Genomic DNA, 26,403 nt, shown 5'->3' with positions numbered 1-26,403 from the left:
TTTTAAGGCTAAAAAAATGACCTTATTTAGAAGGTCAAAAAACAACTCAAAAAAGAAACTGTTGTCTTAGAAGTGAGGCTTTGATAATCAGTTAAAAAAGAGGGAACCTAATCAAAACGAAATAACCACTTAGAACAAACAATTAATAACTTAAACAATCAACCATGAATTTTAAAGATTTATTTAACAAAGGAGCAAATTGTTGCTTTGCAGTTGTTTTCTTATTGTGCTTACTGGCCGGCAATCAAATGCAGGCGCAAAGTATTACACTCGAAGGAACCGTTAAGGATGCTGCAGGACTCACCTTGCCGGGTGTTAATATATTAGAGAAAGGAACAAAAAACGGAACTTCCTCAGATTTTGACGGACGGTACAAATTAAAATTGACCAATCCCAAAGCAGTTGTAACCTATTCGTTTATAGGTTTTAAAACCAAAGAAGTCAATGCTGCCGGAAAAACGAAAGTTGATGTTGTTTTAATCGAAGATTCAAATGCTTTAAATGAAGTGGTTGTGGTAGGTTACGGTACCGTTAAAAAATCGGATCTGACAGGGGCAGTTTCTTCCATTTCAGGAAATGACCTGAAAAAAGTTCCGGTTTCTAATATCGCCGAAGCTTTAACGGGCAGAATCGCCGGAGTTCAGGTTACTTCAAGCGAAGGTTCACCGGATGCCGATATTAAAATCAGAGTGCGTGGAGGCGGGTCTTTAACACAGGATGCTTCTCCGTTAATTATTGTAGATGGTTTTCCGGTAAACAGTATGAATGATATTGCGGCTTCTAATGTTGAATCGATGACGGTTTTGAAAGATGCTTCTTCTACTGCAATCTATGGATCAAGAGGAGCAAACGGGGTTATTATTATTACGACTAAAACCGGTAAAGACGGAAAAATGGCTGTGAGCTATAATATGTTTTACGGAATGAAAACCATGGCCAAAGAAATCGAGGTTCTTCCGGTTGATGATTTTGTAAAATGGCAATACGAATATGCATTATTGGATCAGACGGATAAAACGATTTTGAGCAATCCAAGCTCCTATACCAAGTATTTTGGCAGCTGGCAGGATCGTGATTTGTATAATGGTTTAAAAGGAACGGATTGGCAAAAACAGATTTACGGCCGTCGTGGTGAAGTAAACAGCCGTGATTTAGGAATTCGTGGAGGGAATGAAAAGCTTAGTTACAACTTTAACTATGCATATTACGATGAAAAAGCAATTATGGCAGGTTCGAATTTTAAAAGAAATAACCTCTCATTGGCCTTAAAAAATAAAGCAAGCGAAAAAATAGACCTTGGATTTACAGTACGTTACTCTGATACTGATATAAATGGTGGCGGTGCAAACGATCAAAATCAGGCTTCATCATTAGACAGCCGTTTGCGTCATAGTGTAGGTTATGCGCCTATTCCAATGCCGGGATTAACTACTGATAATGATGATCAGTCTGTGAACAGTTATCTGGTAAATCCATTTTTGGCAATAACAGACAATGACCGTCAGCAGTTCCGAAAAAATTATAATTTATTGGGAAGCTTTGGTTGGAAACTGGCTAAAGATTTAAAATTTCAAAGTGATTTAGGATTGGACAATTCCAATTATTCTGATTATCGTTTTTATGGGTCTTCTACTTATTTTTCAAGTACAGCCAAAATAGGTGCAGGAAAGCCGGGTATGGTCATGAGTGATCGTAAAGACGTACGTTTTAGAAATGCCAATACTTTAAACTATGATTTTAAAAATATTCTGGGAGACAATCATCATTTGACGGCACTTTTAGGAGAAGAGATGATTACGACAACCTCAAACACCGTAACCACGACGATTTTAAATTATCCGAAATTTTTTGATTTAGATCAGGCTAAGAAATTAACGACACAGGGAACACCTTTTTCAGTGGACAATTTTTACAGTGCGGATGATAAATTGCTGTCCTTTTTCGGACGTTTAAATTATGATTATAAAGACCGCTATTTGTTAACAGCTTCTTTTCGTGCAGACGGTTCTAGTAGGTTTTTAGGAAACAACCGTTGGGGGTATTTCCCGGCAGCAGCGGCAGCATGGAAAATTTCTGAAGAGGATTTCCTGAAAAATGCTTCCTGGTTAAATCTTCTAAAGCTAAGACTTAGTTATGGTGAGGCGGGTAACAATAACATTCCTGTTGGGCAAACCGTTCAGAGTTATTTGTCCAGTACAAATGGGTTCATAAACGGTTTCGATAGCTATTGGTCTCCATCGAGTGTTTTGGCAAATCCGGAATTGAAGTGGGAGACTACTGTAACGCAAAATATTGGTCTTGATTTCGGATTTTTCAAAAATCGTCTGAACGGAACTTTTGATGTGTATAAAAATGTTACGAAGGACTTACTGATCGAATTTCCGGTAGGAGGTACAGGTTACAAAACCCAGTTTAGAAATATGGGTGAAACACAAAATACCGGTTTTGAAGCAACCCTGAATTTTATAGCCATCGAAAAGAAAAATTATGGTTTGAGCTTTTCTGTGAACGTTGGAATGAACAAAAACCGAATCAACTCTCTTGGCGTAATGGATAATTTTGGCACAAATACCAATTGGGCGTCTACTGATGTTGGGAATGATTATGTGGTAAATGTAGGTTCTCCAATGGGATTAATGTACGGATATCAAAGCGACGGACGCTATGAAGTTTCTGATTTTGATTATACAGGAGGAAAGTACACCTTAAAAGCAGGAGTTGTTGATGCAAGCAGTGTAGTAGGTGCTTTACAGCCGGGGATGATGAAGCTGAAAAATACAGATGGTTCTGCTGATAATAAAGTGACAGCATCGGATCAAAAAGTAATAGGAAATTCTAATCCTAAACATACCGGAGGTTTGGTTATTAATGCAAATGCTTACGGTTTTGATCTTTCTGCCGCTTTCAACTGGAGCGTTGGTAATGATATTTACAATGCCAATAAAGCCGAGTTTTCAACAGCAAACCGAAACGGGCAATACAAGAATTTAAGTACCGAGATGGCAGATGGCAAAAGATGGACAAATTTAGATCCTGCTTCGGGACAATTGGTAACAGATCCTGCTGCTTTAGAAGCGCTAAATGCCAATACTACGATGTGGTCTCCTTACATGCAAAAATTCATGTTTACAGACTGGGCAGTAGAAGACGGTTCGTTCTTCAGGTTGAATACGCTGACTTTAGGATATAGTACACCGCAAGCCTTAACCTCTAAGCTGGGAGTAAGTAAATTGAGATTCTATTTTACCGCAACGAATGTGTTTGTAATTACAAATTACTCTGGTCCGGATCCTGAAGTGTCCACAAGAAGAAAAACTCCGCTAACACCGGGAGTTGATTATTCGGCTTATCCGCGCAGCAGGCAGTTGGTTTTTGGTTTAAACCTTAATTTCTAATTTAAAACGTATCACAAAATGAAATATAAAGTAATAATAGCAGGATTGATAATCTCAGGTTTGTTGACTTCTTGTCAGGATTTCGGGGAGGAATATTTTGATACACCGGCACAGTCAACCTTAGACGAACAGCTTATTTTTTCTACTGCCGGACTAGCTCAGGGTGCTGTCGATGGAATAAAAGTCTCATTTGGAGAGGAGCAATCTTACAGAGGAAGACTTTTGGCTTATCAAGGACTAAATACAGATACAGAATGGCTTTTGACTTCTTCAAGTGATAATGTCAAATCGGATCTGGTAGTTTATGATGCAAAATCGGATAATACAGAAATGAATTCGCCAAAAAATGCCTGGGCCATGATGTATGAAGGAATTGAACGTGCTAATTTGTGTATCAGAGGTCTGCGAAAGTACGGCAATCCATTACCGAATTCAGAGATGGGGCAGTTATTAGGAGAAGCACTGACTTTACGAGCCATTTATTATGCCGATCTGATCAGAAACTGGGGCGATGTTCCAGCCCGTTTTGAACCAGTTTCTACGTCGACAATCTATGTGTCTAAAACAAGTCGTGACGAAATTTACAAACAGTTAATTGCCGATTTAGGCGAAGCTTCAACTTTAGTAGCATGGCCTAATGAAACTGCCGCGACAACAAGCACAGAGCGTATCAACAAAGCTTTTGTAAAAGGTTTAAGAGCCCGTTTGGCTTTGATGTCCAGTGGCTTTCAGCAATATCCGGACGGAGTGAGAAGAAGTACAGATCCTGCACTTTCAGTAGGTACGATGTACAAACTGGCATTAGACGAATGCCGTTCTGTAATTGCGAGTGGTTCTGCACATTTAGAGCCTACTTTTGAAGGTTTATGGAGAAAATACAATCAGGAAAGTACAACAGCCGGAGGAGAATCGCTTTGGGAAATTCCATTTGCAGCCACACGAGGCAGAGTCCTGTTTACTTTTGCAGTGCGTCATGATGCTTCAGATCAGTTTCAACAGATGGGAACTAATAAAGGCGGTGTAAACGGACCGTTGCCATTTGTTTTTTATGACTACGATCAGGCCGACAGTCGCAGAGATGTTACTTGTGTGCCTTACAAATGGGGAGCTGCGGTAAACGGCAAGTCCAAACAAGAACTTACAGATTTACAAACCTGGTATTTTGGTAAATATCGTTTCGAATGGATGAATCGTATCGTTTCTGCACCAAATGACGATGGGGTAAATAAAATTTACATGCGTTATGCCGAGGTACTTTTAATGGCTGCTGAAACGGCAAATGAATTAGAAGGCCCGGGATCTGCCGCAGTCTACTTAAAAGAAATCCGCCGCAGAGCGTTTGCTTCGCAAAACCAGGCGGTAAAAGTAGACGCTTATGTAGATGGTCTGACAAGTAAGCAAGCCATGCTGAACGGTATTATCGAGGAGAATAAATATGAGTTTACCGGAGAAATGGAACGTAAGTTTGCCCTGATTCGCTGGAATTTATTGAAAATAAAATTAGACGAAGCTAAAGTTAAAATGACTCGTTTAAAAGCACGCAGTGATGAATATGCCAATGTGCCTTCAACACTTTATTATAAATACAAAGCAGATAATACTACACTTGAGATTTATGGTTTAAACCGTGGAGAAACTCAGGCGCAGGGTACTGATTATACGTCAAAAAGCTGGGATAAACTGGATGACAACAAAATAACCACACTGTACAAAGCCGGAGTTAATCCTGATAAAAGACAATTTTGGCCAATCTGGCAAACGTTTATTGACGGAAGTAATGGACAGTTAGCAAATGACTGGGTTTTTGGAAACTAAAAACAATTAACAAATAATAATTATGAACGCAAAATATATATTTAAAGGACTGCTGGCTATGTTTTTATTGGTAATTGCCGGTTGCGAAAGTTACAATGAAGCAGTGTTGGAGGATATAGGAGCCAATAGAGTATTTTCTCCAATCGAACTAAAAGCGGTAGTGAAAAATCAAACCACGGTCGAACTAAACTGGACTGCCAAAGAGGATGTTGATCATTATACGGTAGAATTCAGTGCTGATGATCCGGATTTCAAAACAATTTACAAAACAGTTAATGTTACCGCAAAAGAACTTCCGGTAAAAGTTGCATTAGAAGGAGAAACAGTTTATTCGATAAGAGTAAAAGCAGTCAGTACTTCAGGACTTGCCGATTCGAAATGGTCTGTAACAACAGCAGCAACATTAACGGAGCAAATCTTCTTCCCTGTGCAGCCTGCCGATATCGAAGCAAAACAAGTGACGTTAAGATGGACGCCTAACAGCTCTGTTACCCAAATTACTGCGGGTCCGGGCGGAATTACGCACACGATTACAGCAGCCGAAAAAACGGCCGGAGCAGCGATAGTTACGGGATTTACAGGAGAAACGGCCTATACTGCCACTTTATTTAACGGAACCAAAAAGAGAGGAGTGGTTACTTTTACTACAGGAATTGACATTGGAACAGCCACTTTAGTTAAACCTACGGATGATTTGAATGCAAAAATCGCAGCGGCAGATCCTGATGCAGTATTGGTATTGATGCCGGGAGAATACAATGTTTTTGTTGGTGAAATTATTTTGAATAAATCGATTACGATTAGAGGTCTAAGAAGCGATAATAAACCTTTGCTTCATAATAAGTTTACACTAAACGCAGGAGCTAAATCCGTTAGTTTAATTGATTTAGATATTAACGGAGATAAAACTCAAAGTGATGCTGTAAAATACAATGAAGTAAGTACTGCTTATGGGGCACTTTTAATTAGTGGTTGTAATGTTCATGATTTTGTGAAATCGTTTATAACACAAACGGCAACAGGTAGTACTAAAATTGTTTCGGTAACGGTTGAAAATAGTGTCGTTACTAACATATTAACGGTACAAGGTGATTGTATCGATTTTAGAACTTCGCATTTGGCATCGTTAACCCTTAAAAACAGTACTTTTAACAATTGTGCTACAGGCCGCGATTTTATCCGTATCGATAACGCGCCTGGCATTACCGGGACGGGTTTAACAACTACAGTATTGGTAGATGCCTGTACGATTTCAAATAAAGCGATGACAGCTTCTAATAGAATTCTGTATGTGCGTTTTGCCAGTAATGCTTCAACAATTCGCAACACGCTTTTTGAAACACCATTAGCGATGTATACCAATCAGACCTCAACGACACCACCTACTTTCTTGAATAATAACTATTTTAATTCGGCTGCATTACATACAGCTGGTGTTGCTGCGGTAAAATATGATGCTTCGGGAACTTACGGAACGTTGGATCCTCAGTTTACGAATAGTGCAACAGGAGATTTTACTCTTAAAAATCAAACGTTAATTGACAAAAAAGTAGGAGATCCGCAATGGAGACAGTAATTAGTTTATAAGTTGTTTAAAAAGGAACAGGGATGCAATTGGTTTTGCATCCCTGTTTTTTTGGGTATAGAGGAAAAAATTGCCGACCATTTAAATCAAGCTTTTCTAACAAACAGAAAAGTGTTGTGTACTATACTTTTTTTTGAATTTATTCTAATTCGACACAATCGAAAATCGCATTCTTGAGAATCTTTTCATTTATTTCGGACTCACTGTCAATCCTTAAAATATTATCGCAGTCCTCAAGGTCAAAATTCCATATGGCATTTGGTATCCGTTCATCAAGTAATGCACTTGCGAATTCCAGCTTTGATGGTGTGTCAACAGATGTTTTGAAAACGTAAATCATAATTTGCTTTTTTTAACGGAACAAATTTCAATAAACGTTTTTCAAGTTTATAGGATGCAGGAAGCAATAATTAGGACTTATCAATCAATTTACGATATTGAATAGGAGTGATTCCTTCGTGTTTTTTAAAGAAACGGCTAAAGTAAGAATGATCCTCGTGTCCTACCTGCATGGCGATTTCACTTACAGAAAAGGTAGTTTGGTACAGCAGGTATTTTGCTTCTGTTAAAATGGTCTCATCAATCCATTTGACCGCAGACTTACCGGTTGCCGATTTGACCGATTTATTTAAATGATTGGGGGTAACATTAAGTAAAGAGGCGTAATAATTTACCTGATGATGCGTCCTGATATTAGCGTAAATGAGTTTTTTGAACTTAGCAAAAATAACAGCTGCGGCTGTATTGCTTTTAGATGTTTTGGGAGCATTTTTATTCATCTCAAAGAACAAAGCCATTAAATAAGACTGAACGATATCAGAATTATCGATTTCAGTTTCAAGATAAGCGGCCTGTAAACGCTTAAAGAGATTCACTATAAAATGGAAGTTGTCCGGAGAGATTATAATTTTTGGATTTCCTCCAATTTTAAGAAAGTCGAAATCATTGAGCATTTCACTGTTGCCGTATTTGCCGATCAAAACATCCGGATGAAACTGGCAAATAAAACCAATATGTTTCGTGTTAATATGCTCAATAGAGAAAATCTGCCCGGCCGGAACAATAAGCATTTCATTTGGATTGGTTTGGTATTCTTCGAAACCAACCTTTGCAACATGAACTCCGGAAGTCACAAAAAGTATAGTATGACAACTGTGTTTTGAAGGAGGAACGGCGTAACGAAGCTGCATCATTTCTTCCATTTCCAGACAAAAAAAATGGTCAGAGCTGGATTTAAACAATAAATGCATTGGATTTTCCTGTCCCAGAAATTTTTCACGAAACACTTTCGCGCCATAGGTTTTTATCTCTCCGTTGGCATTACTTTTCATAATTTAATAATACAGTCTAAAATCAAGTAATTTGCAAAGAGCATAATGTTTTTGATAAAGTTCTTCCACCACTTCAGTAATGTCGTCATTTTCCTGATACAAGCTAAAAAAAGCTTTGTCGATGGTACTACAGCTCGCGATCTTATTATAAGTAGAGCCGTAACCCGAAATCGCCCGTGCACCGGTAATGTCTAAAAAGTACTGCGCTTCTTCTTCGTTTAAATCAAGTACTTTTAAATTGGCAAAATGAATAATTTTTCCTTTCATTTTTCCTTCAAAAAGTTCTGCGATTTCTTCCAGACTATAATAGTAATCATGCAGGCAGATATTGTTGGGGCCGCCTGGCATTACCAAATAAATAATTTCGTAATCTTTAAAATTGTGATCTTCATAAAGTAAAACATTCAGACTTTCTTCTAAGCCTTCAATGGTATCGCAAGTTTTGTAAATACTGGCGATACCCTGATCAATAGCGATTTCTTCCAGGTTTTTTACTACCTGGGTAACAGCGTTGTTTTCTATGTCAGGAACACCTTCGAGGCAGAAGATGAATTTTTCGGAATCCATACCAATGTGTGTTTTCGTTCTCACAAAAGTATTTTTAATTGTCGAAGAATTGTCGTCCGAAAGCTATTTTAACGCATTTTTTACATTAAAAAAACAGCGGTATATTCCTGAAAGCAGAAAATCCACTTTTAGTACAACTAAAAATGGATTCCAGGATTGATTTCGTTTTTTTGATTTTTATAAATTTAAATCCAGTTTTGCAATTAAAGCACTAACCGCAAGCACTGGTTGACTAAAGGTGTTTGATTCCAATAGTTTTTGCCACCATTTTTGTTCCTCCTCGGTAAAGGTGTGAGTATTGTTGGTTACCGCTGCTGTTCTTTTGTGTCCGCAGGCTGCACAAAATTTTGCCTGAGGAGTTCGGTAAGGTTTAGAACAACATTCGCAAGGCGGACCGTAAAGATCAATTCGATGATGCATAATAGCATTGGGATTGGTTTCTTTAAATCCGGTTAGTTCTTTATAGTAATTTAGAAGTTCACTGAATCGCTCTGTTCTGGTCATATTACATTTTCCATGTTCAAAGCCATTACGATAGAGTTTAGTTGCAATTTGATATTCTTCTGTATGTAACATAGGAACTTCTGTTTTGCAACGCCAACACCAAAGTTTTTCCATGGTTCGTTTTTTTGGTTTTTATTTTATGGTTAAGTATTATAGTTTTCTTTTTGTGATTTTTATTCTTTTTAATACGCTAAGTTATATCAGTTTTTAGAGAATAACTTACGGTTTCACGTAATTTGCAACAAAAATCGTTTTTTAATAGATTAATTCACTAAGTAGAAATACCTGATTTTAGTTTGGATTTTGAAGTAAGTTTTTGATTTTAGTCTCGTAAAAAGACAGTGTAAGCCTCAGATTAAGGTTTTAGAGAAGTTGTTTTTTGAAGAACAAAAGCTGGAGATTATAATTTGGATGTTCTGAAATTGTTTTGAATCTAACAAAAAAACAAAAAAAAAGAGAAAATCTCATGGTGTGGAGACTTTCTCTTTTTTAGAAAATAAATTTTCAATGATAAACTAATGATGGTTTATTTTTCCTGCTCCAGATTATCCGCAGCAGAAATCTGATCCAAAATGTTAGTTTGATTAGGTGAAATATAGTTTTTAATTTCAGGATGAGTTTCTTTTTTAAAAAGAAGGTCCAACGCATTGTACAGTCTTAATAAAACCTCTCTGTCTTCTTTTTCAATCTCTAAAGCCGTGTTGAAATTAAAAACGTAATTATTCGAATTGCGTACTTCTACTTTTATCGTTTTTGACGTGATTTTAAATTTAACTATATCCATGTTTTTATAAATGATTTAGCTTATAAAATACTATTCTGACCTGTCCGCATACTTTTCTTATAAAAAAAGAAGAAGTACAAAGTCTGAAGTCCGCTGTCGTATTGTTTACATTGTTCGAATTTTAGTTGCTTTTTTTTAATTTCCTCATTCTAATTAACGGGTTAGAGAGGGTGTAAATTTAAATAAAAACCCCTAATCAATTGATGATTAGGGGTTTGTTTTTTGTAGCGAGGACGGGAGTTGAACCCGTGACCTCAGGGTTATGAATCCTGCGCTCTAACCAACTGAGCTACCTCGCCAAGACTGCAAGTAGAACCGTGTTCCTCATTGCGGGTGCAAAGATAGAAATAATATTAAAGCTTGCAAGCATAAAATGAAGAAAAAAAAATATTTTTAAAAATGTGTTGTTTTTGGACATATATTCTTATATTTCCAAAAAAATTAAAAGTAGCACATGGATCCAAAAATACGTTACGAAATCGAGTTTCCGATCAATTCTTCGCCGCAACTATTGTATCAATATATATCAACTCCGTCAGGATTATCAGAATGGTTTGCTGATAATGTAAATTCAAGAGGAGAATTTTTCACTTTTATCTGGAACGACTCACAGGAAAAAGCGCGTTTGGCTTCCAAAAAAACAGGTGAAAAAGTCAAATTCAAATGGGTGGATGAAAGCAGTAAAGACACCGAGTATTTTTTTGAATTGCACATTCTGGTTGATGAACTTACCAAAGACGTATCGTTAATGGTAGTAGATTTCGCTGATAAAGAAGAAGTAGGAGAAGCTAAACAACTGTGGGAGAATCAGATCTCAGATCTGAAACATCTTATCGGATCTGTTTAGTAAAATTCTATTTTATACCTTATATTTGCCCTGAACAAAATTCAGGGTTTTTTTATGATTAATTTTAACGGAAATATAGTAGCAGAAGAAGATAATATATTAACTCAAAACCGCGCATTTTTATACGGAGATGGTGTTTTTGAAACAGTAAAAATTATCAATAATAAAATCTTGTTCCTGGAAGATCATTATTTCAGATTAATGGCTTCTATGCGTGTGGTTCGAATGGAAATTCCGATGAATTTTACCATGGAATATTTTGAAGAGCAGATTTTAAACCTTGTTCAGCAAAAAGGAATTTCAAAATCTGCCAGAGCCAGAATTACTGTTTTTAGAAAAGAAGGCGGACTTTATTTGCCTAAAACAAATGAGGTTTCGTATTTAATTCACGCAACAACACTTGAAGATGTTTTATATACTTTAAATTCAGCTGAATACGAAGTAGATTTGTATAAGGATTTTTATGTGACTAAGCAATTGTTATCGTCGATCAAAACTACTAATAAGATGATAAACGTTACCGGAAGTATTTTTGCTCATGAAAATGGTTTGGCCAATTGCATTTTGCTTAACGATACTAAAAATGTAGTTGAGGTATTACAGGGGAATTTATTTATGGTTATGGGTAAAAAACTTATAACTCCGCCAATTTCTGAAGGTTGTCTTAATGGTGTGATGCGCAAGCAGATTTTAGCTTTGGCTAAAAAAGTAGAGGGCATAGAAGTAATAGAAGAAATAATTTCACCATTTGATCTTCAAAAAGCAGATGAATTATTTCTGACTAATGTGATCATGGGAATTCAGCCGATCACGAAATATCGAAAAAAGGACTTTACAAGTAATTTGGCTCATCTGTTATTACAAAAGCTGAACGAATCCATTTCTGAAAATTAATTCAGATATGGATTTTCAGGTGCATTTGACCAAATAAGATAGTCGCCTCCAAGTTCAATGATTTGCTCTTTCCAGAAATGGGTGGTTGATTTTCCGATAATTTTATTTTTATAACTATTATCGGCAATGATCCAGGAGTTTCCCTGCATTTCATTCTCAAGCTGATTTTCATCCCAACCGGTATACCCTAAGAAAAAACGAATGTTATTTTTACTGATAGATCCGTTGTTTATTAAGTCTTTGGTCGATTCAAAATCACCTCCCCAATAAATTCCATTAGAAATCTCAACACTATTCGGGATTAACTCTGGAATATTGTGAATAAAATAAAGGTTGTCCTGTTCAACAGGACCTCCGTTATATATCTTGAAAGAGGCTTCAATCTCAGGAATCAGGTCATTAATAGTGTACTTTAAAGGTTTATTAATGATAAATCCTATTGATCCTTCTTTGTTATGGTCTGCTAATAAAATTACCGATCTATTAAATGATAAATCTCCAATTATAGAAGGCTCGGCAATAAGCAGGTGTCCTTTTTTTAATTTTTCTGAAATCATACGGCTACAATTTTTATTAAATTTAATCATAAAATTTCTAAAATCCCAAATAAAATCGTTGAAGCGCAAAAAAAAACCCTTCATAAGAAGGGTTTTGATTATATTATTAGTTTGGAGAACTTTCTTACTTAGTTCACCGCACCTTCTAATTCAGCACCAGCTTTGAATTTTACAACATTTTTCGCAGCGATTTGAATAGTTTTTCCTGTTTGCGGGTTTCTACCGTCTCTTGCAGCTCTAGCAGATACAGACCATGATCCAAAACCTACTAATGAAACTCTCCCACCTTTCTTTAGAGTAGCTCCTACGTTCCCTAAAAATGACTCTAAAGCTAATTTTGCCGCAGCTTTTGTGATTCCTGCATCAGCAGCGATAGCATCGATTAATTCTGATTTGTTCATAATATTAGTTATTAATTGTTGGTTAAAAAAATTGTTAATACACAAATTTAGTAGGAAATCCGTTCCTTGCAAGTGTTTTCTTTATTTTTAGCAAAAATTGTTAATAACTTGCTTTTTTTGTTCATAAAGCAGAGCGTTAGTTGGTCAAAATCAGGTAGAAACCCCTGTTTTATTGACCTTAATAGACTTTGGCGCTTTCAGAAAAAGTTATTCCGTTTAGTAATTCTGCCACCTGCATTCTTTTTTTCCCGGGTAACTGTAAACTCAAAATTTGAATGTAACCGTCTTCAACTGCTACTTTGATTTCTTTTTTACTGCAAATCAGACTTCCGGCTTCGTGAGAATGTGTCTCAGGAAGTAGTTTTGCCTCATATATTTTGATGGTTTGTTCTTCTTCTTTATCTTTTAAGAAGCACCAGGATGCAGGATACGGACTTAAACCGCGAATGAGATTGTTGATTTCTGCACCGGATTTGGTCCAGTCAATTTTGCAGTTTTCTTTGTTTAATTTGTAAGCAGTTTTTATTTCGGCAGTGTCTTCCTGAATGGTAGTTTTTACATTTCCGCTTTCAATAACTTTTAAAGTATCAATAACAGTTTCACTTCCTAATAGCATAAGTCGGTCGTGTAATTGTCCGGCATTTTCTTCCGGCTCAATTGCAATTTCCGAATTCAGGATCATTGCTCCGGTATCTATTTTGTCATCGATAAAGAAGGTGGTGACTCCAGTTTTGGTTTCTCCGTTAATAATGGCCCAGTTAATTGGTGCAGCACCACGGTAATTGGGTAATAAGGAAGCGTGAAGGTTAAATGTTCCAAATTCCGGCATTTCCCAGACTACTTTTGGAAGCATTCTGAAGGCAACAACAATTTGTAAATTCGCATTCAAAGCTTTTAACTCCGCTAAAAAACTCTCGTCTTTTAAGTTTGTTGGCTGAAGTAACGTAAGGTTGTTTGCCAGTGCATACTCTTTTACTGCAGAGTATTTTATTTTTTGTCCGCGTCCTGCAGGTTTGTCTGCTGCAGTAATTACGCCCACGACATCGTAGTTGTTTTTAAGAATGGTGTCCAAAATGCCGACAGCAAATTCGGGAGTCCCCATGAAAATAATTCTCAATTTTTCCATTATGATTTTAAAGTGTATTTATTGTTCGCCAGTATGGTGATATGATTGTTTTCTAATAATTGCTGAAGTACCAAAATAATATCATTGGCATCCAGTTTGATTTGAGACTGAATTTCTCTAGAAGTCAAAGCGGTTGATTTTAACAAATACAGAATTTTATCAGCAATCGAATCGGCTTCAGTTATTTTTCCCTTCAACGTAATACAATAGGAACAAACGCCACAGTTTTCGTTGGTTTCTTCTCCAAAATAATCCAGAATCAATCTGTTTTTACAGGTTTTGTTTTCTTTTATATAATAGAGGACGGAAGAAAGCTGCTCTTTTTTGAGTTCATTCTGTTTTTCCAGATATTTAGAAACGCGATTTATAGTTAATTCGTCTTCACGCACTTCATTGAATAATACAGTTGAATCGTTGTTTTTGGCTTTGTATTCGATAATTTCTTTCTCTTTTAATTTTTCTAATAGAGCTAAAACCTGTTCTTCTGTATGGTGTGATTTTTTTGCAATCAGCGAAAGATTAAAAGGAGTTTTAATATCATAAACTCCGGGGTAAGTTCTTAGAATTGCTAATATAATTTCCTCGTCGTTTGAATTGAGATTCATGTATCGAATTACCTCTTTGGATTCGATTATAAATTGTAAAGTAATTTTTTCTGAGAATTCCTGCGACAAAGTAATGATTCCCTGCTGGTTTAAAAACTGTAATGCATTGTATGTTTTTAAAGTGGGGAAATCGTATTTGTTACAAAAGTTATTTAGTTTAAAAGAAAAGGACTCGTCTAAACCTTCTCCGTACGCTATCTGAAAATAGTTACAGAGTTTTATATACATCGTTTTTAGAAATTTTTTATCGGGCAGAATGCTTAAAAACTGCTGTTCAGTCTGAGTGGCATCTGAATTGTTAAAAAGCAATACTGAGAAAGCTTTTTCTCCGTTTCGTCCGGCTCTTCCGGATTCCTGATAATAGTTTTCTAAGTTTTCCGGTAGTTGTGTATGAATGACTGTTTTTACGTTGTCTTTGTCGATTCCCATTCCAAACGCATTAGTTGCTACAATAACCTGTGCTTGTTCCGACATCCAAAGCTGCATGTTTTTGTCTTTTTCCTTAGCCGAAAGGCCACCATGGTAATAGGTTGCAGTAAAACCTAATGATTGTAATTGAGTGGAAAGGTTAATGCACGATTTTCGGTTTCGTACATATATAATAGAAGGCTGCGGGTTTTTCTTTAAGATTTGTTCGGTGCGATACAACTTGTCTTCGACTTCAAAAACCATGTAGGCAATATTTTTTCTTTCAAAAGATTGCTGAAAAAGTACGGGGTCTTTTAATCCCAGTTCTGATTTAATGTCTTCGATGACTCTGGGTGTTGCTGTTGCAGTTAAGGCTAAAAACGGAATCTTTGGAAAATATTTTTTAAGTTCTGAAATTTTCAGATAGGCAGGGCGAAAATCGTGTCCCCATTGCGAAATACAATGCGCTTCGTCGATTGCAATTAAATTAATCGGAAGGTTTTTAATGCGTTCTAGTATCCAGTCTGATTGCAGTCTTTCGGGAGAAAGGTATAAAAACTTGTAGTTTCCGTATTGGCAATTGTCAAGAAGATCTATGATTTCTTCGGTATGAATACCTCCGGTTAGTGCAATAGCTTTTATGTTGCGTTTCTGCAGGTTGGCAACCTGGTCTTTCATAAGAGCAACCAAAGGTGAAATGACTAAGCAAATGCCTTCCAGCATCATACTTGGAACTTGGAAACAAATCGATTTTCCTCCACCTGTTGGCAGCAGGGCAAAGGTATCCTGACCGTCCAAAACAGAGTCAATAATCTCCTTTTGCAACGGTCTGAAACTGTCGTGTTTCCAGTATTTTGAAAGAATTTCCTGCGCTTGTGGCATTGGTCGTGTTTTAAAGTTAAAAAATTTAGAAATCAGTTTCTAGTTTTGCAACTTTAAACGCCTGCCTAAATTTTATCTAAGATATAAAGAATTCTGTTTTCAACCGTATCTTTAGGTACTTCAATTAAGTCGTATCCATATTTTTTATAGGTATCAACAAGATGTTTTTGGATTTTTTCGGCCTGCTCGAAATTTTCGTAGCGCTCGGTGTCGCTTTCGTAAATTTCTTCCCATGGCGGTAAAATGAAAGTTTTTGAATATTTATAATCCTCACAGGCTTGTACAAAACTCTCAGGATAATCATCATTAATGTAATCCATGTAAGCTGTTACATCAGGAATTCCACGATCTATAAAGACTACTTCATGCGGTTCTTCAACTGCGTCTTTGAATTGTTTAATTCGACCATTCAACAACATTTCACTAAATAATAAAGGTTGTTCAAGGAATAATTGTTCGATGCCTCTTTGCTGTGCTTCGAGTGTAACTTGTCTTGAAATTTCTGGGTAACAACAGTAGCCACGAGCTACCAATTCGTTGATTAGAGTAGATTTTCCCGTTCCCGGGCCACCAATGAGAACTATAATTTGTTTTTGCACTTTCTAAAAATAAAGCGCAAATTTACCTAAACTTATTGGTATTTAAAAAGATTATTTTGCCTTAACCAGATGATTTCGCAATTTAAAATAAATATAAGGTTCAGCTGTTTATTAAAAATCTTTTGTTTTTTGAATTTCAAGAAGCTCCGAAGGAGCGATATATTTATAGAAAATAAGAGGTTGTAGAAGGAGGACCCCATCGGGGTGAAATAATTTTTGGCTGAGATATTATATTTAAATTTCAGGATTTTTTGAAAATCGAATGTGTTTTAGAAATATTGATAAGTCCCATCGGGACGAAATATTTATAGAAACCCCGTCGGGGTGAAATAATTATTCACAAAATAAATAATTGCCGGAGTTTTTCTTTTGGGAAGGAATAATCAAATGCGATTCGATTTTTTTGCCTTTCAAAACGTTATTTACAAAATCCAGAACATATTGCTGTCCTTCATGAAATAAATATCCCGAAAATTCGTGCCCGCCTCCGCAAAAAGTAATCAATTCTATATTTTTATGTAAGTCTTTCATGTGATTGTACACGGCATAAGATCCAAATAAAATCAGCCAACCGGAAGCATTTGTTAAGCAGGAGCGATGCGAGCCTGCATTGTAAGGAACCGTTTCGTCGTTGTTTCCGTGTGCTAACAGCATTGGGATGGCTTTTCCTTTGGTAATTAGATTAATGTTCATAATAGCGCCCGAGCCTCCAATGAAACCGGCATATTTGAAATCAGGAGATAAATTGTTTGGGTATAAATTCATCAGTTTGTAATCCCAGAACGAAGCGTGAAAGCCAATTTCGGCACCTGCACTGATTCCTGAAATAAAGAATTTTGAAGTGTCGAGATTGTATTGGGCTGCATTTTTAACTAGAAATGAAGTGGCTTGCCACATATCACTAACGCCAATTTGAATTGCTTTTATCTTTTCGGTTAAAGCACCTTTGCATCCAAAATCTTTTCCTTTCATGTATAGGCTGTAGGAGATGCTGGCAACCGCGTAGCCATTTTTCGCCATAAAAAGCCCAAAATCTTTTTCACTGGTTCGTTCTCCACCCGAAAACCCTCCTCCAAATGCAAATAAGATTAAAGGCGTTTTTTCATTGGCTTTTTTCTTGGGCAGGTATAAATCTAAATCCAGTTTGAGTGTGTCGTTTTGGAAATAGGTTAAGGTTTTAATTTCCTGTGCGTGAATGTTGTGAAAAGTGAGAGTAGTAAAAAGTAAGAGGATAATTTTTTTCATTGTAGTGTGGTTCAATCCCGTAATCCTGATAGCTATCGGGAGCAAAGGCGTGAAGTTTTTCAAATATAAAAGTTTGCCACGAATTCCACTAATTTTCACTAATTTTTTTAGGTATTAACTTGTTTTAAAATGGTGAAAAAACTAAAGTTTTTATCAGTATATTTTATTTACTAATAATTAGTGGAATTTGTGGTAAAAAAACAATCATTATTTCCTTCTGAAAAATCTAAAATCTAAAATCGAAAGTCTGAAATCAAAACCGTATATTTGCGTTTATTTTTAATTACGAATGGAGAACGATAAAGAAAAAAACACCGCTGAATTTTACGAAAGATTAAAAGTTGAGTTAGACAATTCAAATACCTGGCCAGCAGAATACTTGTATAAATTCATAGTACCTTCAGTAGACGATAATGTTGAGCGAGTTGAAAAAGCTTTTGACAGTATGGGAGCGGTTATCAAAACCACAAAATCTAAAACCGGTAAATTTACCAGTGTTTCGGTTGATGTTACCATGCATAGTGCTGACCAGGTGATTAGCAAATACAAAGAAGTTTCTACCATAGAAGGTATAGTTTCATTATAACTTATGAACGAAAAATATAAAAAAGAAAGTGCGAATGATGTTGTTTTTAATTTAGAATACAATTCTGAAAGACAACGATTAATCATTCCGGAATATGGTCGTCATTTGCAAAAACTGATTGATCAGGCTACTGCAATTGAAGATGCCGAAACACGCAACAAGGCTGCTAAATACATTATTCAGGTAATGGGAAGTCTGAATCCGCATTTGCGTGATGTGCCGGATTTTCAGCATAAATTATGGGATCAGCTTTTTATTATGTCTGATTTCAAATTGAATGTTGATTCACCATACCCAATTCCGTCTCGCGATGTTTTGCAATTAAAACCAGATGCTTTACAGTATCCGCAGAATTTTCCAAAATACAGATTTTACGGAAACAATATCAAGTATATGATCGATGTTGCCAATAAATGGGAGGATGGCGAGATGAAAAATGCTTTGGTAATGGTGATTGCCAATCACATGAAAAAGTCGTATTTAAGCTGGAACAAGGATACCGTTAAAGACGATGTGATTTTTGAGCATCTGTATGAGTTGTCGGGAGGTAAAATCAATTTGCTTCAAAGTTCTGAAGAGCTTTTAAATACAACTGATTTATTGCGTACCAATAAGCGTATGTCAAATAAGATTACACCGGCAGGACAGCCAAAAATCCAAAACAATAAAAACAATAAAGGCTCGGGAAAACCGAAACCTTTTCAGAAAAATAATAATCAGAAGTAAAAAAGAGACTAAGATGCTAAGGGGCTAAGATATTAGCTTAGAACCTGAGAATCTCAGAACCTTAGAACCTAAAAAAGAAATATGGGAATTTTTAAAATCGAAGGAGGAACACCTTTAAAAGGAGAAATCACTCCGCAAGGAGCAAAAAATGAAGCATTACAAATTTTATGCGCCGTGCTTTTAACGGGGGATAAAGTGAGAATTAATAATATTCCCGATATTATTGACATCAATAAATTAATTACTTTATTGGGTAATTTAGGTGTTAAAATCCAACGAAATGAGCCGGGTTCGATTACGTTTCAGGCAGATGAGGTTAATGTAGGTTATTTGGAAACTGAAGCTTTCAAAAAAGAAGGTGGAGCTCTTCGTGGTTCTATTATGATTGTCGGACCGCTTTTGGCACGTTTTGGTAAAGGATATATTCCGAAGCCTGGAGGAGATAAAATTGGACGTCGTAGATTAGATACACACTTCGAAGGTTTCATTAATCTTGGAGCAAAATTCAGATACAACAGAGAAGATCATTTCTATGGAGTAGAATCTCCTGAGGAAGGTCTTACCGGAACAGATATGCTGCTTGATGAGGCATCAGTAACCGGAACAGCAAACATCGTCATGGCTGCTGTTTTGGCAAAAGGAACAACAACTGTTTACAATGCTGCATGTGAGCCTTACTTACAGCAGTTGTGTAAAATGTTAAACTCTATGGGAGCTAAAATTACCGGAGTAGGTTCAAACTTATTGACTATTGAAGGTGTTGAAAGCCTTGATGGATGTGAGCACAGAATTCTTCCGGATATGATCGAAATTGGTTCATGGATTGGTCTTGCGGCGATGACAAAAAGCGAAATTACGATCAAAAATGTAAGCTGGGAAAATTTAGGTTTGATTCCAAACACCTTTAGAAAATTGGGAATTACCATTGAAAAACGCAATGACGATATTTACATTCCTGCTCATAAAGACGGGTATGAGGTAAAAACAGATATTGATGGTTCTATTTTAACTATTGCTGATGCACCATGGCCAGGATTTACTCCTGATTTATTGAGTATTGTTTTGGTTGTAGCAACACAAGCCAAAGGCGATGTTTTAATTCACCAGAAAATGTTTGAAAGCCGTTTGTTTTTCGTAGATAAATTAATCGATATGGGAGCAAAAATTATGTTGTGCGATCCACACAGAGCGGTGGTTATGGGACATAATTTTGAGTCTCAATTGAAAGCAACAACCATGTCATCTCCTGATATTCGTGCAGGAATCTCCTTGTTGATTGCCGCTCTTTCAGCAAAAGGAACTAGTACAATCCAAAATATCGAGCAAATTGACCGTGGTTACGAACGTATCGATGAGCGTTTGAGAGCAATTGGAGCAAAAATCGTGAGAGCGTAAACGTAGAAATATTTGCTGCGAATTCACGAGTTTAAACTAAGATTATAATTTTTTGTATAATTCGTGAATTCGTGGCTAAAAAAATATAAACGTAGTTAAATGACAGATGAACAAAAAGCTGTAAAAGCTACTTATTTTAGTATTATAGGAAACACCTGCTTAGCCATTTTAAAAGGGCTGGCAGGTTTTTTTGGCAATTCATATGCCCTAATTGCCGATGCAATCGAATCGACAACCGATATATTTTCGTCATTTTTGGTTCTGTTCGGAATTAAGTATTCGAATAAACCGGCAGACGAGAATCATCCTTATGGTCACGGTCGCGCAGAACCTTTAATTACGTTTTTGGTGGTTGGTTTTCTGATTACTTCAGCGACTATTATCGGATATGAGAGTATTGCTAATATCCAGACTCCGCATGATTTACCAAAATCATGGACACTTTATGTTTTGGGTGCTATTATCATATGGAAAGAATATTCATTTCGTCTGGTAATGAAACGAAGCAAACAAACCAACAGCTCATCATTGGCGGCAGATGCCTGGCACCATCGTAGTGACGCAATCACTTCGGTAGCAGCGTTTACCGGAATTTCTATCGCCTTGATTATGGGGAAGGGATATGAATCAGCAGATGACTGGGCGGCACTTTTTGCTGCTTTTTTTATCTTATACAACAGTTATAAAATTTTCAGACCGGCCTTAGGTGAAATTATGGACGAAAATCTGAATGATGATTTAGTAGAAGAAATTCGTGTAAAGGCTTTAACTGTTCCGGGTATTCTGGGTACCGAAAAATGTTTTATCCGTAAAGCAGGAATGCGATATCACGTAGACCTTCATGCCATAGTTTCGGCTAAAATTTCGGTGAAAGAAGGGCATGAGCTATCGCACAAACTACAAGATATTTTAAAAGAAAAAATTCCGCAATTAGGCAATGTGTTGATTCATATTGAACCGGATGATTATCATTGAGGTGAAAGGTTCAAAGTTACAAAGGTTCAGAGGGGCAAAGGGATGCGCTTTGCGAAGTTCCTGACTTCACTGGAATTGACACATATTAAGAAAATCCGTTTACTCTTGATTAAGATTAAACGGATTTTTTTATCTCAATCCTAGAGGAAGTTACATAAAATCTTTGTCTCTCTGAACCTTTGCAGCTTTGTGCCTAGTCTAGAACATTCAAAATCTTCAATCCAAAGACAACGCCATTTTGCTGAATGCCTCCCTGATAAGAATGAACATAATCTACTCTGAAGATTTTGAACTTCCCAAATCCTAAATTGTCTAAACCGGCTGTAAACTCAGAATAAGGCTTTCTTTGTGGTATGGCCAACGAGTGAAAACCAATATTCAGAGTTGATTTTAAAAGATTTAGCAGCGGTATTTTATTCATAATATAGCCTTTGTCGTTGTGTTCCAGATGCATTTCAAAATAACTGTCATTAGTGCTGTTGGTGTAGTAAGGCATCAGGTTGAAAACGTTCAGGTAACGGCCGCTTGTGCCAATGTGAGTCTGGTTTCCGTTAAAATGTTTATAATCGACAAACGAAATGTTATCGGCATTAAAGAATTTGGCGACTTTAAAACTCATTCCTAAAACACCTTTATTGCCTAAAGATAAATCGTAGAGAACTGCTGCTCCTATTTTTTCAAACTCATATTTCTTTTCGCTTGCTGCAAATGCTTTCTCAATACTTAAGAAGAGTGTTGGAAATTTGTCGTTTTTAAAATTATATCTTCCATCCGGTCTTGAAATGTATTTGTTTCCAAAGTTAATTCGGGCACTTAAAGCCGTTTTAAACAGATGATGTTTTTCAAATGCAGGAGTGGTAAAATCGTTTGGAGCTAATGGATTATTGGAAGAGTATAAGTCCTCTCTTTTAAAGAAAGAATAATCGGTGGTGTTAAAAAGCGGTTTTCGCTGCTCATAACCCAATTTTGCGTTGAGACTGACACCATTTAGCACGTTTTGCGAATAGTTGATCTGTGCAAATTCTAAATTATACAGTTTCATGTAATTGTCTTTAAAAAATAAAGAACTTATAGAATTGACCAATTTGGTTATGGGTTCGGCACTATTGAATTGTGTTACTTTAGTTCCCCCTGAGGCACTGATCGTAGCGTGATTTATAGTGTTGAATTTATGGCTGAATTCTCCGGTAACCCTAAAACGTTCATCTGAAAAACCATAATTAAAAGTGGTGCTTAACGAAGTCGTTTTACTTTCGTCTTCACTCCATTTTTTAAAAGAGAAACCGGAATCCAGATTAAATCCCTGAACGGTATTAAAACTTAGCGAAGCCAAATTCAACAATCCTTTATATTCGAAAGAATGTCTTTTGTAGGTGTTTTTATAGTCGTAGCCCATTAAGACATCCAGAACTTTAAATTTGTTGTTTTTGGCATCAACAGAGTCCGTATATTTTTGAGATTTTCTGATTATTTGCAGGCTATCCTTTTTAGTGTAATCGTTACTTTCTTCAATGGTTAGAGGAATTGGACGAATGTTGTTCCAGAAAGCATCATCCTTTTTATTTGCGTTGAGTTCAAAAGAGACAATTTCATTACCGAATGTTTTATTTTCAAACGAAGCAGGAAAGTCGTAATTGGAATATATATAAGCAAATTTTCCGGAGAATTTAATACCAAAAAGGCCAGCGGTGAAATCTAAGGTTTGCGCATTTTTAATCCAGATTTTATTTTGTGTATTGTAGGTGAAATTTTGTTTTAGATTCATTACCTCCGTGAATTCGTTTTTCATGCGATAGCCTTTGATGTCCAAATCGATGGCGTAAATGGCAAAGCTGTCATCTACAATGTAAATGTAGCCTTCAAAAACAGGTTCTTTATCACGTTTTGGGATTACCTTGATTTTGTAGATCTGCTGTTTGTTGTCGTCAAAAAAAGTGCCTTCGAGTTTGTATTTATAATAAGCGAAAGCATTGTCGGCAATAGGAGAAATGAGTTTGGTGTCGAAGTTTATCGTGTTTTCATAAAAATCATAAGTCGAGCGTGAAGCAGTATTGTAGCTATACCCTCTATTGTTTCCTGAGATTTTAGAAGCAATAATGCGTTCTTTTAATTTGTTAGGTTTTTCAAAAGTAACCTTAGAAATGGTTTCTGATAAATACAAAATGCCAGTTCCGGTAGAATCTAAATTCGATGCAAGATCGTCACCCAGATCTACTTTTTGCCCCAGAATCTTCTTCGGTAAGTCTTTTACCTTAAACATTCCTTTGGAGTAGAAATCGGCGGTATATCGTGCAATTTTGTCGGAGTTGTCTTTTTTTGCTGCAATAGCACTTTTAATAATGGCGTTGGCAGGATTGTTTTTCGGATCAATTACCACCTCGTTTAAAGCAAAACTTTCCTCAGTCATTTTCACATCCGGCAGCGTCGTTTTTGCGTTAGCAGAAATGGTTATTTTTTGAGTTTTATATCCCAGATATTGAAAAACAATTTTGTTTTTGCCTGGCTCTTTTACGGTAAGCTGATATTTTCCCTGCTCATTAGAAGTAGTTCCGCTATAGGTGTTTTCTTCAAAGATGGATACAAAGGGCAATGGAGTCCCTTTTTCATCGGTTACAGTTCCTTTAATTTGAGCGAAATTTGAAATTGAAAAGAATAAAAAGGCAAGTAAAGTATAGTTTTTCATGAGAGTTGTATCTCTCACAAAAATAGAATAAGTTAAAAATGAGGCTATTAAAAATTTGTTAAATGTAAGATGTTAAATGTAAGATGTTAAGTGTGAAATGTGAGATGTGATCTGAAATGTTTTATTGGTTTAAGTTGTAAATCCTGGAACACTGCATTTGGTTACGTTTTAAGAATCAAAATAGTATCGGTAAAAATTAATCTGTTGCCTACAGCTCACATCCTGCAGTTTACATCTGACATTTCGCATCTGACATTTCACATCTGACGTTTTACGTCTCACAGAAAAGACTGAATGGCCAGTTCGTAGCTTTTTAGTCCGAAACCAAGGATAACACCTTTGGCATTTCCGGATAAATACGACTGATGTCTGAAACTCTCTCGGGCGTAAGTATTTGAAATATGTACTTCGATTACGGGAGTAGTAACGGCTTTCATGGCATCGCCCAATCCTATAGACGTGTGGGTATAGGCTCCGGCATTCAGAATAATTCCGTCAAAATTAAAACCACATTCCTGAATTTTACCAATCAATTCGCCTTCAATATTGCTTTGGTAATACGAAAGTTCAATGTTTGGAAATTTAGCCTGCAACGTTGCAAAATAATCTTCAAAAGTTTGACTTCCGTAAACTTCCGGTTCTCTTTTTCCTAAAAGATTCAAATTGGGTCCGTTGATAATGCAGATTTTCATGGATAGTAAGGTGTGATATGTGAAATGTAATATGTGAAATGTAAAACAATTGATAGTATCATTGAATTTTGACATTGTCATTGTCATTGATTTTTGCCATTGCCACTGAACAGTTGTAAAAATAAAAAAACCGTTCCAATTAATAGAACGGTTTTGGTAAAAGTATGTGATATATTTTTTAGAACAAGAATCCGGCAGAGATCTGGAAAGTTGAGTTTTTAACATCAGCATTTTTAGAAGCTTCAGTTAATCCTAGACCATAACGACCCTGAACAAAAATGCTTTTAGTAAGTTTTACTCCTAATCCGGCATTAAGACCGAACTCAAAAGTTTGTGCATCTTTAACATCAAACTTATTCTTTTCACTTAATAAAAAGGAAGCCTGAGGACCTACTTCTAAGCTAAAAGTATCGTTTAAGTAAAACTTAGCCATTACAGGAATAGATAAGTAGCCTAATTCATTTTTAAATTCATTTACAGCATTTTTGTAAGTTGCTCCCTGAGTAGAATATAAAAGCTCCGGTTGAATAGCAAATTTGTCTAACAATTTAAGTTCTGCAACAACCCCTACGTGGTAGCTAGTGATTCCCTCTTTGTCAAATGCTACACCCTGAAGACCTGCGTCTCCGGTTTGGCTCGCAAAGTTAACCCCCGCTTTAACTCCAAATTGTACTAATTGTGCCTGAATTGTAGCTGAAGTTGCGATAAACAATACAGCTGCTAAAATTATCTTTTTCATAAAAGTGTTTTTAAAATTTGATTTTTTTAAATGTTATTTATTAGTCAAAACTACAGAATTAGGAATTTATTGTTTTATATTTTGGTTTAAATAATTACTAAATTTCCCATTTTTATTGATTTTAGGCCTGTAATTGGCTCTATTTAAGAAGTTTATTTGTGATTGTTTTTTTGAGACGCACTTATTATTTAGTAAGATTTGTATTTCAAATTGTGTTTTTGAATTTTTTATTTCGTAAGTTTATTTTGATATTATAGATTTGATATTGGGCTGTAATGAAGAAGAAAGGTCTGTTAATAGGGTGATAAAACAGTATTTACCAATTTATTAATTAGCATACAAGTTCTTTTTTAATAAGGTTATCTTTATATTTGTTTTGAATAACTCAAAAAACAAATTGTAATGAAAAGAATAATTTTGGCTGCTATGGCAGTAATGGTATTTGGTTTTGCTAATGCACAAAAGACCAGATTTGGAGTAAAAGGAGGTCTTAATATTTCGACAGTAGTTGGAGGAGATGTGGATCATGTTAAATCTCTTGTAGGTTTTCACGTTGGAGGTTTTGCAGAAATTCATGTGGTTCAAAGATTTTTTATTCAGCCGGAGCTTTTGTTTTCTGCTCAGGGAACTAAAGTAGACGGACCTGTTGGTAATGATACTGATATTAAATTGAATTATTTGAATATTCCTGTACTAGCAAAATATTATATTGTTGATAAAAAATTCAGCGTTGAAGCTGGTCCACAATTAGGTGTTTTATTGTCGGCTAAAGCAGATAGTCAGAATATTAAAGATTTTACCAGATCAGCAGATTTAGGATTTAATCTTGGAGCCGGATATAATTTCACGGATAATCTTTCAGTAGGTCTTCGTTACACAATCGGATTATCTCCGCTTTCTGATAAAGATATTGATAATTCAGATGATTATTATGACAGTGCTAAAAACAGTAACCTTGCGTTATCTTTAGCATATAAATTCTAATTTTATCCAACAATAAAATTTGTAACCTTCCCTAATCCGGAAGGTTTTTTTATGCCTGAAAATGTTTTACTTTGTAGC

At 36.0% G+C, this 26,403-nt stretch carries 24 protein-coding genes and 1 tRNA gene; 10 read left to right on the top strand and 15 right to left on the bottom strand.

Annotated elements, in window-relative coordinates; translation table 11 throughout:
* The first annotated feature begins 164 nt into the window (after positions 1-164).
* From M4I44_RS00765 to M4I44_RS00755, 3 genes are read left to right on the top strand one after another with little or no spacing between them, the layout of a single operon-like run.
* On the top strand, positions 165-3,395 hold the full coding sequence (locus tag M4I44_RS00765) for a TonB-dependent receptor (RefSeq protein WP_017498083.1): 3,231 nt from the start codon (positions 165-167) through the stop codon (positions 3,393-3,395).
* Positions 3,396-3,413: 18 nt separating this feature from the next.
* The gene (locus M4I44_RS00760) at positions 3,414-5,210 is read left to right on the top strand and encodes a RagB/SusD family nutrient uptake outer membrane protein (protein ID WP_249966248.1); all 1,797 of its coding nucleotides are present in this window, start codon (positions 3,414-3,416) and stop codon (positions 5,208-5,210) included.
* 22 nt (positions 5,211-5,232) lie between these two features.
* A complete protein-coding gene (locus M4I44_RS00755) occupies positions 5,233-6,786 on the top strand; it encodes a DUF4957 domain-containing protein (RefSeq protein ID WP_249966247.1) in 1,554 nt (517 codons plus the stop codon).
* Positions 6,787-6,934: 148 nt separating this feature from the next.
* On the opposite strand, the gene M4I44_RS00750 is transcribed toward M4I44_RS00755, so the two are convergent.
* The 6 genes from M4I44_RS00750 to M4I44_RS00725 form a co-directional block, all read right to left on the bottom strand.
* Positions 6,935-7,135: a hypothetical protein gene (locus tag M4I44_RS00750; protein WP_249966246.1), complete on the bottom strand. Its 201-nt coding sequence runs from the start codon at positions 7,133-7,135 to the stop codon at positions 6,935-6,937.
* 70 nt (positions 7,136-7,205) lie between these two features.
* A complete protein-coding gene (locus tag M4I44_RS00745; protein WP_017498087.1) occupies positions 7,206-8,126 on the bottom strand; it encodes an AraC family transcriptional regulator in 921 nt (306 codons plus the stop codon).
* Positions 8,127-8,129: 3 nt separating this feature from the next.
* On the bottom strand, positions 8,130-8,693 hold the full coding sequence (locus M4I44_RS00740; protein ID WP_249967399.1) for a DUF6642 family protein: 564 nt from the start codon (positions 8,691-8,693) through the stop codon (positions 8,130-8,132).
* Between the two features lie 177 nt (positions 8,694-8,870).
* Positions 8,871-9,269 carry a hypothetical protein gene (locus tag M4I44_RS00735; RefSeq protein WP_198288060.1) on the bottom strand — a complete coding sequence of 133 codons (399 nt, stop codon included), beginning with the start codon at positions 9,267-9,269 and terminating at the stop codon, positions 8,871-8,873.
* A 454-nt stretch (positions 9,270-9,723) separates the two neighbouring features.
* Positions 9,724-9,981 carry a hypothetical protein gene (locus M4I44_RS00730; protein WP_017498092.1) on the bottom strand — a complete coding sequence of 86 codons (258 nt, stop codon included), beginning with the start codon at positions 9,979-9,981 and terminating at the stop codon, positions 9,724-9,726.
* Between the two features lie 225 nt (positions 9,982-10,206).
* Positions 10,207-10,280, bottom strand: a tRNA-Met gene (locus M4I44_RS00725).
* Positions 10,281-10,435: 155 nt separating this feature from the next.
* Between M4I44_RS00725 and M4I44_RS00720 the strand changes: the two genes are divergently transcribed.
* Positions 10,436-10,828 carry an START-like domain-containing protein gene (locus tag M4I44_RS00720; RefSeq protein ID WP_017498093.1) on the top strand — a complete coding sequence of 131 codons (393 nt, stop codon included), beginning with the start codon at positions 10,436-10,438 and terminating at the stop codon, positions 10,826-10,828.
* Between the two features lie 54 nt (positions 10,829-10,882).
* Positions 10,883-11,722: an aminotransferase class IV gene (locus M4I44_RS00715; RefSeq protein WP_249966245.1), complete on the top strand. Its 840-nt coding sequence runs from the start codon at positions 10,883-10,885 to the stop codon at positions 11,720-11,722.
* Here the strand turns inward: M4I44_RS00715 and M4I44_RS00710 are convergent.
* The 6 genes from M4I44_RS00710 to M4I44_RS00685 form a co-directional block, all read right to left on the bottom strand.
* Positions 11,719-12,279, bottom strand: coding sequence for a YqgE/AlgH family protein (locus tag M4I44_RS00710; protein WP_026110149.1), 561 nt, complete (start codon positions 12,277-12,279; stop codon positions 11,719-11,721). The genes M4I44_RS00715 and M4I44_RS00710 overlap by 4 nt on opposite strands.
* Positions 12,280-12,407: 128 nt before the next feature.
* Positions 12,408-12,680, bottom strand: a complete 273-nt coding sequence (locus M4I44_RS00705) for an HU family DNA-binding protein (protein ID WP_017498096.1) — start codon at positions 12,678-12,680, stop codon at positions 12,408-12,410.
* Positions 12,681-12,858: 178 nt separating this feature from the next.
* On the bottom strand, positions 12,859-13,806 hold the full coding sequence (fmt, locus tag M4I44_RS00700) for a methionyl-tRNA formyltransferase (protein WP_249966244.1): 948 nt from the start codon (positions 13,804-13,806) through the stop codon (positions 12,859-12,861).
* A complete protein-coding gene (locus M4I44_RS00695) occupies positions 13,806-15,701 on the bottom strand; it encodes an ATP-dependent DNA helicase RecQ (RefSeq protein WP_249966243.1) in 1,896 nt (631 codons plus the stop codon). The genes fmt and M4I44_RS00695 overlap by 1 nt, the downstream gene beginning before the upstream one ends.
* 65 nt (positions 15,702-15,766) lie before the next feature.
* Positions 15,767-16,300, bottom strand: a complete 534-nt coding sequence (locus M4I44_RS00690; RefSeq protein WP_017498099.1) for an AAA family ATPase — start codon at positions 16,298-16,300, stop codon at positions 15,767-15,769.
* Between the two features lie 333 nt (positions 16,301-16,633).
* Positions 16,634-17,545 carry a carboxylesterase family protein gene (locus M4I44_RS00685; RefSeq protein ID WP_249966242.1) on the bottom strand — a complete coding sequence of 304 codons (912 nt, stop codon included), beginning with the start codon at positions 17,543-17,545 and terminating at the stop codon, positions 16,634-16,636.
* 289 nt (positions 17,546-17,834) lie between these two features.
* On the opposite strand from M4I44_RS00685, the gene M4I44_RS00680 reads away from it, so the two are divergent.
* From M4I44_RS00680 to M4I44_RS00665, 4 genes are all read left to right on the top strand, one after another.
* Positions 17,835-18,131, top strand: coding sequence for a DUF493 family protein (locus M4I44_RS00680; protein WP_017498101.1), 297 nt, complete (start codon positions 17,835-17,837; stop codon positions 18,129-18,131).
* Between the two features lie 3 nt (positions 18,132-18,134).
* Positions 18,135-18,857, top strand: a complete 723-nt coding sequence (locus tag M4I44_RS00675) for a DUF4290 domain-containing protein (RefSeq protein ID WP_017498102.1) — start codon at positions 18,135-18,137, stop codon at positions 18,855-18,857.
* 81 nt (positions 18,858-18,938) lie between these two features.
* Positions 18,939-20,252: a UDP-N-acetylglucosamine 1-carboxyvinyltransferase gene (murA, locus tag M4I44_RS00670; protein ID WP_249966241.1), complete on the top strand. Its 1,314-nt coding sequence runs from the start codon at positions 18,939-18,941 to the stop codon at positions 20,250-20,252.
* Between the two features lie 99 nt (positions 20,253-20,351).
* Positions 20,352-21,227 carry a cation diffusion facilitator family transporter gene (locus M4I44_RS00665; protein WP_249966240.1) on the top strand — a complete coding sequence of 292 codons (876 nt, stop codon included), beginning with the start codon at positions 20,352-20,354 and terminating at the stop codon, positions 21,225-21,227.
* A 193-nt stretch (positions 21,228-21,420) separates the two neighbouring features.
* On the opposite strand, the gene M4I44_RS00660 is transcribed toward M4I44_RS00665, so the two are convergent.
* The 3 genes from M4I44_RS00660 to M4I44_RS00650 form a co-directional block, all read right to left on the bottom strand.
* Positions 21,421-23,910: a DUF5686 and carboxypeptidase regulatory-like domain-containing protein gene (locus tag M4I44_RS00660; protein ID WP_249966239.1), complete on the bottom strand. Its 2,490-nt coding sequence runs from the start codon at positions 23,908-23,910 to the stop codon at positions 21,421-21,423.
* A gap of 278 nt (positions 23,911-24,188) precedes the next feature.
* Positions 24,189-24,602: a type II 3-dehydroquinate dehydratase gene (gene aroQ, locus M4I44_RS00655; protein ID WP_017498106.1), complete on the bottom strand. Its 414-nt coding sequence runs from the start codon at positions 24,600-24,602 to the stop codon at positions 24,189-24,191.
* 178 nt (positions 24,603-24,780) lie between these two features.
* Positions 24,781-25,341 carry a porin family protein gene (locus tag M4I44_RS00650; RefSeq protein WP_017498107.1) on the bottom strand — a complete coding sequence of 187 codons (561 nt, stop codon included), beginning with the start codon at positions 25,339-25,341 and terminating at the stop codon, positions 24,781-24,783.
* Between the two features lie 402 nt (positions 25,342-25,743).
* Here M4I44_RS00650 and M4I44_RS00645 point away from each other — a divergent pair, with 402 nt between their 5' ends.
* Positions 25,744-26,325 (top strand): porin family protein, encoded by a 582-nt coding sequence (locus M4I44_RS00645; protein WP_249966238.1) that lies wholly within the window; start codon positions 25,744-25,746, stop codon positions 26,323-26,325.
* The last annotated feature ends 78 nt before the right edge of the window (positions 26,326-26,403 follow it).

This window comes from Flavobacterium sp. B183, assembly GCF_023539155.1.
GTDB lineage: Bacteria > Bacteroidota > Bacteroidia > Flavobacteriales > Flavobacteriaceae > Flavobacterium > Flavobacterium tructae.
Note: the sequence above shows the minus strand (reverse complement) of the source record. Positions and strands in the feature narration are given on the sequence as shown.